This is a genomic window from Pseudomonas sp. Con_6 (assembly GCF_059379395.1).
Map to the genome: position 1 here is coordinate 3,547,677 of NZ_CM182011.1, position 11,067 is coordinate 3,558,743.

An 11,067-nucleotide genomic window follows, 5' to 3' on the forward strand; every position below is an offset into this window, starting at 1 on the left:
CTGATACCTACTATCATCGTCTTTGGTCGAGGCCACCAAGATGTATACGGGCGCAGCGGGCATGACGCATCTGCTGTAGACACTCTCCGCCTAGGGACTTCTCAGGATCACCTAGCCCGACCTAGATATCTGCATACTCCAAAGCCGTCTAATTGGGCCGTTGACTTATTCCAAGTCTGACCTGCCCGGCAAGCACATCTACATCAAGCTCAGGATCAGCGACTAGGAAAGCTTCGATAATAAGAGCGAGCGGATGAATTTCCAGTCGGCCGGCCAGCTCAACAACCTTTTCCAAGGTGACTGCTTTGGTGCCTCTCTCGAGACAGCTCAGATAGGTTCTGCTGCTGACAATTGCGAAATCCTCCTGAGTCAGACGCTGTCGTTTACGGGCGTTTCGTAGCGCAATGCCAAACGCTTGCTTGACGTCCATTATCATTCCTCGCAAAAGGAACGATGAAGCCTTCTTGAGCCCTATAGGACTACAACCTATAGTGTTCACTTGTCGTTAGCCGTAGCCTCAGCGCCTCGCGCGGCTCATTTCTTGAGATCTTGAGATCGAGGGAGGGTGCTTTTATATGCAGTCGCACAGTTCACATGCTTGCCCCCCATCGTGGAGACCCCTGTGATCCTCCTTTTTGATCCCGAGCAGAAGGAAGTACGAGCCTCGACCCATTGTGAAATCGAAGGCCTTTGCTTTTTCGTATCGATCAGATGCATGCACACGGGGCAGGAGAACCGCGCTGCGGTGGTGAGCTGTGCATACGAGCTCCGCCACTATTTGGAGGTGGCCAAGGATGTTGAAATCCATCGAGTTCAGATGGCGTGCCCACCTTCCATTACGGGCCAATGCCAATGGACGCTCTCTGAGCTTGAGAGCGTAATCATCTATTCAGGCGTCGATACCGATGAGAGCGCTGTGGTCTACAGAACGAAGTCTGGTGTTTTAAAGCTGGGTGATCTCGATCTGCGAAAGAGAAAAAAATCTCGCATCCTCTATTCGAACCATGCGCTCGCAAATCGTATTGCTGAGGCCAGCGAGCGAAGGTCCTCAATAACGGAACTTAGCCTTTACTCAGCTCTCTGGGCCTCATAGGTGTGATCGGAGCGCCCCATCGCCAGCCCGGCAATATCAAATCGCGAAACGCTTGAGATTCACGCTAATCGATTTGTGCTCGGTCGGAGATGGCGGCGTTCACGGGCTATGCGAATGGTCTTTCACTCTTCGGTACGCGCCAGAGCGTGAAAGGCCTTGAATTTCCACGGGTGATGATCATCCTGATTGGGTGAAGAAAAGAGCTGCTCGCAAAGCGTTTTTTCAATTCCTGGAGCTAATCATTTTTTAATCAAATTTCGAAACTGCTCATCACCGCGAATGGTGATCTCGAGAATTGGAAGATACGGACCGTCACTTTCATTAAATTTAAAATCCGGAAGCGGTGGTTCAGGTGACCCATCACCCCAGAAGCTTGGATGCCCTTAAAGCCTAACGCGATTAGAAAAATCAGTGAGGTTCTCAAGGGTGAAAACGGCGAGTTAATCCATTGCAGGCCGACTCCAGGGACAAGGTGTAAAGGCCAGCAAACACCGCAAAGAACTCGCAAATACAGGCCCGACGAACTGACCGCGCCATGGCTAGTCGGAAAGCCCCTCGTGTAGTAGCTTTAAGCTATCACAGTGGGTATGTGTATCGCCCTCGTTTGCGCTCTCAACCCGCTGACCCCCTCGGGATGCGTGTTCCGAAGCTGGGCAGGTAAGCCATCAATTTCATCCGATATGGATATCAAATGCAAAATTTGATTTTTACTGTAGACGTTGACCGCTCTCTGATTGATCAGTTCTCCTCCGATGGTCTTGGGTTCCCTGATCGAACGATGTTGGATCCCGAGACCGGCGAGCCTGATTCGTCTGTGCTTGAGCATATGATTGGTATGACCCGTGCAGTCCGCCGGCGGGAACAGGCGAATGTGAAGCCTGGCTATCGGGTGATGGACTTCCAGAAAACGTCTATCGGGCGCTTGAAGCTGCTGCTCAAGGACATGTACAACGCTCAGCAGCGCTTGCTAAAGAAATCGAAGAGCATTGAGGGTTTCCGAAGCTGGGAAAGGCTGATCTTCAACAAAATCGACGAGACATGGCCCGATCCGAAGGGGCCAGTTGTTGATCGGTTCAACAACCTGTCCCAAGAAGATCAGGAAGCCCTGGAAGGCATGCTTGAGTCGCGCCTCACGTGGATTGAAAGCGCCAAAAAGTGGGATGCAGCTCTGCGTGAGTTTGTTCAAGGCCGCTCGTATATCAAGCAGTTCGGTGGTCTGGTCGGGCTGGTGCTTGACCAACTGGCGAACTGGAATGCCTTCAGCGAAGAGGAGCGAAGCGCACTTGCCGACGGTGCCTACGCGGTTGCAACGCCCTTCGGAAACGACTTGCTGGGCATCTTCATCACTCTTCAGCCCGAGTTGATGGAGCACTACTCAACGCTGCTCAAAGATGAAGCGAGAGCAAGGCAGATCGGCGAACAACATTTGCTGGATGAAGCGGAGGACGATCAGGCTATCGGCCCCCCCGAGGTTGACGCCCCGTTGAGCCTGTTTGGACTGTACAGCGAATTGTTCCAGCTGGCTCAACAGGCGAAGACGGACTCAGGAAATCTCCACTACGCAGAGCAAATCGAGGCGCTCATCACCGCCAATCTTCCCCGCCTCAAACAGGAGTATGCGCTGAGCGAAGACGCGGTTCGTAGGATTCTCGCGGAATGCATCGATGTTTTGATCAGTATCGGTAGTGATCTTTCACTCCAGTATTTCCAAGACGAATCGTTCCTGAACGCCTTCAGAATGGCTTGGCTGGAATACTTCAACGAGCGGCTTCAGGGAGAGGTCGCTGATAGTTTCCTGGTCGACTTGACCGAGGAGCGAGAAACAGAATCGACCGGCATCAAGACCCGTCTGCAAGAGGCAGAAGCGGTTACTGCCCAAATCGAGAGCGACCTTTTAAATTTCAATGAAAAGCTCAAGGTGGCTAACTTTCGCGAAAAAAGTGAGCTGCGCAGCAACATTGCCGAAGCAGAAGAGTCTCGGGTCAAGATCAACAGGCAACTTCAGGAGGTTGAACAGGAAGGCTGCGACCTGCTGCTGCCACCAGGTTATCGTCTTGAAACACTGGATGTAGACGCCCGTGATGTCTTACTCACACCGGGGATTTATCACCTGTCGGCCAAGGCAGCGATTGAGGCCTGGTCGAGTCAACAGCCAATCGCAGCGGCTATTGCTGAGCACTCTCGTCCAATGGAGATCGAGCCTGAGCAGCAACCTTGCGAAGCCTTGACTTCGCCTACTTCTGCGGAATGCACGCCAGATGTTGAGGCGACGCTCGACTTGCGACTCGGCGAGGCTGTACCGGAGGTAGAAGCGAAGTCGGTAATCGAGCCAGAACCGATCTGTGACGGAGGTGATGAAGGCTCTCAGCAGCCCGTCCCAATTCAACCAGCTCAAGTTGAAGCTGATGATGACCACACCTCTGAACCGGAAGTTGATACTGAATCACCTGCGGAGCCTGACGAACCTGTCTCGCCTGATCTGGCGGAGGATGAGGTAAATGTCTCGCGGTTTTTCAATAAGCCAACGGAAGCCATAGACCGACTCGAACATTGTCAGCAAACGATGGATGTTCTACCCGCGATCGCCGTTGAGAACATCGCGTTACTCTGGCTCAAGCGTGGTCACCTGCCGCTGGCTAGCAAGACATTGGAAATCGCAGGGCGAATGGGGCTTGCTGGTGACCTGCTGTCGCTGCCGCTCGTGCAAGCGGCTTATCATGGCATGCACGTCTGGCGAGGAGACTCGGCAACCGTCACTCGGGTTCAGCAGCAGCTGCACCAGCTGTCTTCAGAAATCATTGAGAGCTGGAGCTATCGGCGCCCTGGAGGCCGCGTAGTTCCCTACTTGGTGCTCGCCGCTACCCTGCAGCCCACGCTGTTCTGCGGGATGATGACTAATGCCTCACGCTTGCTCGCCTCCGTTGCCGGCAGCTTTGATGGGCCTGTCGCCAAGCTGATTGATGAGGTCGTTAGCTTCTCCAGTCACAATATCCGCTTGGACGTCGACACCTTGCGGGAGCAGCCTGCCAGCAACGACAAGGACGTGCGTGAGAAGCTCGCTGCGCGCCTGGTTGAGTGGCAAGACCGCATCCAAAACAAACAGACAGGCTGGGCACCTGCTCGTAAAGCGATGAAAGAATGCCTGGCGCGTGACGATTTTGAGTCGACCTATCAAAGTATCATCAGAGACGATGCATCGCGGCTGGATGAGGTGCGAGCTTTTGCTGACATATACCGCGACAAGGATGAGCAGTCGCGCCTAATGACGGCTGAAATCCATAGAATGATGAACGAAAGCACTGCCGCACCTCAGATCGAAGGCAATGCTCGAAACTGGTTCCTGCGTTCAATCGATGAGATCGTCAACGTCGCTGACCTGTGGGTCGAAAACCACAGTTTACTTGGACAACGCACCAGCGAAGTCACCAAATTCGCACCTCGCCTGCTCACTATGCTCGCGGCAGCTTCAGCTCATTTGGAACAACGATTCCAGAGCACCGAAGACCCAGAGCACCAGGCAGGTTTGCTGCTCGCCATTACAGTGCTCCAACGCATCAGCAGAGTTGGAGAACGTCATGAGGAGATCATCTGGGAGGCCTCGCGGATCAATGGCTGGCTACAGTGGCCTACAGAGTGGCTGGCCACCAGCACTGACGACGACGCCCGTGTCCAACTAACGACGCTCATGGAGTTACTCGACCAGGGCTTGAGTGAACTGGCGCTCGCCGACGAGGCGCTGAAACGCAAGAACTTCCGGCACGCCCTTCTTCTGACGCTCAACCACCAAGATGCTAACAAGGGTTCGAAGGCGGACAGCATTGAGGCAATCAAGCGTTTGTTCCTCGAGGAAGTTCATCGTTGCAACATACGAAGCGATCAGATGCGGGGGCTGCTGGACAACGCCAACATTGCATCCTTGATTGATGACGAACGCCACTACCAATTGTGCGGCGAATTGGAGCATCTGCAGGATCAGCTCAAAAGTCTGCGAGCGTTAGACGACCTCAGCGAAATTCACAGCAGCCTGGACGACCTCGAATCCGGCGTAGTGAATAAATTCACGGCCAAAAAAGAGCAGCTTGAAGCTGCATTGGAGGCCTTGGTTAACCAGGCTCTGGTTGACCGCGGTGCGGACTGGGTTCCCGCTACATGGCTGGAGCAGATCCGAGCGGCGCTCAATACCCACGATACGACCGTAGCGGAGGAGATGCTTGAGCATCTCAAGCACTCCTTGGACAAAGGAGAGCCGCTGCAGAGTAATACCGAGTCTGGAACAGAACTCCTCAAGCGCTTCCTCACGCTTGAGCCCCAGCTCCATAAGCTGTTGAGTGGGAATCACAATCCCCGAGAGGTTGTCCGTCAGCTTTCCGGAGCTACCGTAGAGGGTTTGTCTCTGGACAGCTTGCCCAACCACTTCAAGCTAGCCCTTGAAGGTTTGATCGACTTGCGTCGCCGGGTCAAGACACTGGATAAAGCGGCCTACGACGAATTGGTGCACGTCCTAACCGCGCTGGGTTTAGAGGCTGTCAATCCAGTTTTCAGCAATGCTGTTGCTCAACGAGCAGGCTTTTCTGCACGCAGCCGCATCGCGCAACTTACCCTGAACGTGAAGCGCCACGACACGGGCCGCGGCATTGTGTTCTTCAGCGAACGATCCGATGAACAGCCCATCAACGTATTGCTTGGGAATGGCGAGTGGACGATGTCGGAACTCAAAGCACTGCTCACCGAGCAGACCCAGTTCCTTCACGACCGCACAGTGTTTATCTCAGCCAAAGAGCTGTCGAACGACGAGCGTAATGAGCTGGCCAAGTTCACCAAGCAGACGAAGCATGTGCTGCTGCATGTTGATCCTGTCTTGTTGACCATACTCGCAGGACTTGGCGTATCGGATCACCAGCGACTCAAGACATTCCTGCAACTGAGCTTGCCCTGGACGTTCAGCAATCCGTACACCGGCAACCAGATGCAGCCAGCGCCGCCCGAAATGCGGTACGGACGCCAGAATGACATCAAATCATTGACCACGATGCGCAACGGCGCCGCCATGATCTTTGGTGGTCGTCAGTTGGGTAAAACGACGTTGCTCAATGAGACGCAACGCCGCTTCAACAACCCTGATCAGCGCCATCATGCGTACCTCTATCAAATCGACGGCGATCTGGATCGGGCAAACCTGTCTGGCAATGAGCTGGACAAGCATCGTTATCGTGTTTGGCAGCTGATCTACCAATCTGCAGTTAGCAGCGGACTGGTGAAGAAGTCATTCCCTTCCGATGCTGACGGCATGGTGGATGAACTGAGAGCGTACTTCTCCAGGGATAACGCCGACGCGCTCATGGTATGCCTCGATGAGATCGACCTGATTCTGGGGCTTGATGCAGCGAATGGCTTCCGCATTTTCCGGGAGCTGAGTGGCCTGGTGAACAATAGCAATGGCCGGTTCAAGATTGTCATTGCGGGGCTTGAAAACGTTCGTCGTTTCGCTGATGCGCCAAACTACCCCCTGCACCAACTGGGCAGTGCAATCCAGGTCTCGATCATGAGCCCGGCTGAGGCCCTGCAGCTCATTCGCGAGCCGTTGGGCCATCTGGGTTATGAGTTCGAGTCGCCTTTACTGGTAAACCGAATTTTGGTGGAAACGAACCGCCACCCTGGCCTGATCCACATCTACTGCCATGAGCTGATCAAGACATTGAACGCTCGACACAACCGCCGGGTGGGCTCAATCTCCATCAGCGCTGATGACGTTGAGCAGATCCGCAAGGATCCGGGTATTCGACAACTGATCTGCGACCGCTTCGACATTACGCTGAACCTGGATCTTCGCTACAAGCTGATCGCTTACAGCCTGATTTCTCAGAGCACCAACAGCTACTCAGCCAGCCGGGCGAAAGTGGTGGTACAGGAATGGGCACCGCATATCTTCGGGCCGATGACGGACGCACAGTTCGAAGCGTTCCTGGATGAGCTGTGTGGCCTTGGCGTACTCCAGTACATGCGACGCACCGAAGGTGGTAAGGAATACGCGCTGCGCAATGCCAATATTCTAAATCTCGTGGGTGGCCAGAAGGACATCGAGGATAAGTTGCTCGCCGCTGTGGACGCGATCAACGAGAACGACCCGTTGTCAGCACACGCATTCCCACTCAGCGCGACACGCCCTTCACCACTCACGCTGCGTGATGAGAAGCTGCTCATCAGTGAGGAGATTGGAGAGAAGCCTACGCTGGGTGCCATTGAAGCGCGCTCCTCCAATTATTCTGTCGGCATCATCACGGGGTCTGAAGCACTGGGGCTCGAACCTCAGTGGATGGTCGAGTCACTCCTGGCCATAGGCGAGGAGGAGCCTCCGCTGAGCAGCAACCAGAAACCTGGACGCTACTCTCCGCTTCATCGACGTGATACCGAGCTTGGCTCGGCCAGTGAGTTCAAGAAACTCCTCGTAGACGTGATCCTAGAAGTTCAATCGCTGCGCAAAAACATCATGCTCTTCGTGGAGATCACAGGTACGCAACCTGTCAGTACGATGCTGGATCTGCTCGACATTGCTCACGAAGCGCGGCTTAACACCAACGTCAAACGCCATCGCGTTCGCGTCATCTTCCTCATGTCGCCCCGCGCGCTGTGGCAGTGGGAGTCGAACCCACAGCTCACACAAGCTCGCGAAACGATGCAGCCCTTTATCGCCCTGGATATCTGGAAACGGACGGCGCTGGTTCACCTTCTGAACAAGCTCAACCTTGAGAACACGTCGACGTCCACCGACATCTTGGAAAATCACAGTCAAGGCTGGTACTTCTCCTTGGATAGGCTGCTCGCGGCGAAGACTAAGAAAAACGACGTGATGAAGGTAGATGGCTTCGGCCCAGCCTACACACCCTTGCTTCAAGCCAAAGCCAAGAGCATGGAAGAGTTTCTCGGCAAGACAGGCCTGACCGCAGTCAACTGGGCACGCCCGGTGTTGAGCGCACTCTGTGGGCAAGAGCGTTTCGATGAAGAAGACTTTGCGATTAGCCTCTTGTGCCACCATGCGGACATTGACCCGCAGCAAGCCCTGCAGTGGCTGACCCGCTTGCGGCTCGTCATTCCTTGCCCAGGTGGGATGAAGCAAAACGTCTATCGGCTACCTGAAAGCATCAAGGCGGCCCTGCTGATCAAGGCCCCCCAAGAAGCCAAGGCCTAATCATGACCCAGCATACAACTACTACATCTGGGTGGGTGCAGGCCATGCAGGGTGCTTGGGGCGCGGTACCAGCCAGCGAGCTGCTCCAGCCCGGCGCCAATGCTTGGTCACCGCTCAAGTTATCGCCACCCGACGCAGCAGAATCGGCAAGTTTTGCGCTGGCGGGCCGCGCCCTGAAATACGGGAAGTCCGTGGCGATTGCACTGCCTTTAATGGGCGGTGAAGGACTCACGCGACTGATGGTGTACCTGCATCGCATCCGCTGGGATGCCTTGCAGGGTGGCATCCGCTCGCCCTGGCTCAATCCTGGCAACATGGAGACCTGCCCCGACATCGTATTCATCTCCAGGCCTCGCGCCGGGTTCAATGATTTGTCGCGTGTCCCCGCCCTACGTGCCCGGGTGCTCCGGGCTTCCGACCAGAAGCGCAACATGAAATCCGCTTCAGAAACCTTGGTGGTTGATGGCTCGCTGGATGTGATGGAGCTGGTTGAGATGATCGGCAGAGCAAGCAAACCTTTCGTTCTTGTCGTCGACGGGACACGGGGGGGGAATGACAACGCTGCTGCCTTGGACAGCGCTCTGTCCGAGAGCTTCCCTGAGGTTCCTCGGATCACTCTGCTTTCACTGGGTGATAGTGAATCCTTGGACAAGATCCGATCCAATGGAACACTCAGCCATCTGTGGCTGATGCGGCTGGGTGACAAATCCTCACTCACCCGAGATGCCAAGGCTGATACCCAGTTTCAGCTATTGGTCACTGAGGATCGTAGAGCCAATCATGAACTGGCACAGTTGGCAGATCGTTTTTTTGCCTTGCGACGAGATCTTGATCGTAAGGACGTCGTGCTCAAGGAGCGCCTAGCCATCATCGGAAAGGTGTTTCGAAGCCTGAATGAGCTTCCGGTGCCCTTGGCGTTTCTGGAAAGCTCGCTTCAGTCAGCGACCCGTCCAGGCCTCTATCCCGTTCGGTGCTTGGAGCGATGGCTTCAAATCGCCGGCAACGGCAGTTGCTTGTACGGTGAGTCGGATGTTGCTTCGCGCAATTTGATCAAGCAGCTCACCAATGTCCATGAGCTTTTCTCACAATCGGTCACGGGCAAAGCTGGATGGCTGCTGAAACATCTGAGGGCTTCCTTTAGCACGAAGCAGAACACCTTAGTTCTGTGCGGCAGCCCGCATGAGGTTGCTGCGCTGGAAAGTTGGTTCGACAACGAGCTGGACGAAGGATGGAACGCGACCGTTCACATCACGGCGATGGACGGGGTGAAGGCTTATCGACAGTTTCGACGTGCGGTAGACGAAGTCATCATCACCGGCATGCTGTGGCCGAGCCGCCAGCACTGGTTAGCGACGCCCTGTCGCCGAGTGATCATTCCTGCATACGATTACGAGAAGCCCTTTGTAGAACGAATGCTTCATCAATGGTGGTCAAAGCATGGAGTGCAGAGCTGTCCTGACGGTGACAAGCTTGCGCAATGGCAGCTCGCTTGGACTGATCGCAGGTACGAGGATTCTGTAACACAGACGCAAACGCTGGTTTTGGAAGCGGTCAACGTCGCTGACTGCTGCACCTATCCGGCCAAGGAGCGTCAGGTTTCCATTCCGCTTGCGATGGAATTCGATCATTGGCTGGAATTACTGATGGAAGAGCCAGTGGAGCCTTCCACACCGTTGCACTGCGGCGACCCGCTGCTGCCTGACATGATTTGGGTGACCCTTGAAGGTACGCAGTCCGAGATTCCTTGGAGTAAAAACCGCCCCGTGCTTGTGCTGCGCGATGACGAAATTCACCCAACAGTTGCTGAGGAATTGACCGAAGGCGACCAGATCATCCTGCTTCGACATAACGATGAGCGTATAGCCACACAGGAGAAACTCTTCGATATGGTGGCGCTTTCCGAAGGCATGCAGCAGTTCCTGCGCGCAGCTGGGCGCTGGAAAACCATGGTCGACAGCGTCGCAACCCGGCTGACGGTAAAGCAAGTGCAAGCGCAGCTTCGCAAGGAAAAAGTAGAGGTGTGTGACGCTACAGTTGGTAACTGGTACCGGCACAAGGTTTATGGGCCGCGTGACCGAGCGGCAGTTGCAGTTTTCGCACGTCTTTCCGGTGCCAAAAATCCGGAGAGATCCGCTCTACTCATTGCGAATGCCATCGAACAAGTTCGAATCGCACATCAGCAGATTGGCAAGCAGCTTCGTAAAGCGATCCTGGAGCGCGGCAAGGGCGCAACCGCCATTGAAATAGGGGAGTTGACTCTCGATGCCAAAACTTTCGACGACATGATCGAGATTGGCGTGGTGACGTCAATTAGGGTTACGGCCACTCATGTGATGGTTGAGAAAGAGGACGGACTCGTTGACATCGCCAATGAGGTTATTGGCGCTCACCCAGGGCGTATCTGCCTAACCAATCCTGCCATCAAGTCGATGCGCGATTCGGTTTATCGTGATCATAGGAAATTCCGCGCCTGCCTCAAGCTCATGGCCACGAGGCTCTACGAGCACTACAACGACAAAGCTGAACGCTTGCATGACGTACTTAAGCATTTCAAGCAGGAGAGCATTGAGTTTGAGCCGAAGATGTCCCCCGTCACCATGGGGATGTATGCGGACAAACGCCAGTACAAAGGAAAACCTGCGGACATGAACAGACATTTCAGTCTTGGTCGGGCCCGAGATCCGTCACGCACATTGCGTATTCATTTCGATTGGGATTCCGAGGAAAAGCTGCTCGTCATCCACCACGCTGGCAAACACCTGGAAACTACACAATCCTAAGGACGAAC

Annotated in this window: 3 protein-coding genes; 2 read left to right on the top strand and 1 reads right to left on the bottom strand. The window is 54.7% G+C overall.

Going from position 1 to position 11,067, the window contains the following annotated elements:
• Window positions 1–148: 148 nt before the first annotated feature.
• A complete protein-coding gene (locus AC5QPF_RS15820; RefSeq protein WP_494958791.1) occupies window positions 149–430 on the bottom strand; it encodes a helix-turn-helix domain-containing protein in 282 nt (93 codons plus the stop codon).
• Between the two features lie 1,585 nt (window positions 431–2,015).
• Between AC5QPF_RS15820 and AC5QPF_RS15825 the strand changes: the two genes are divergently transcribed.
• Entirely contained in the window at window positions 2,016–8,279 is a 6,264-nt protein-coding gene (locus tag AC5QPF_RS15825; protein ID WP_494964183.1) for a hypothetical protein, read from the top strand.
• A gap of 2 nt (window positions 8,280–8,281) precedes the next feature.
• The gene (locus AC5QPF_RS15830; RefSeq protein ID WP_494958792.1) at window positions 8,282–11,059 is read left to right on the top strand and encodes a DISARM anti-phage system protein DrmE domain-containing protein; all 2,778 of its coding nucleotides are present in this window, start codon (window positions 8,282–8,284) and stop codon (window positions 11,057–11,059) included.
• Window positions 11,060–11,067 lie beyond the last annotated feature (8 nt).

Bases quoted from the DNA above. Each gene is read 5' to 3' on its own strand.
- AC5QPF_RS15820 (WP_494958791.1), bottom strand. From the start codon at position 430: ATGGACGTCAAGCAAGCGTTTGGCATTGCGCTACGAAACGCCCGTAAA.
- AC5QPF_RS15830 (WP_494958792.1), top strand. From the start codon at position 8,282: ATGACCCAGCATACAACTACTACATCTGGGTGGGTGCAGGCCATGCAG.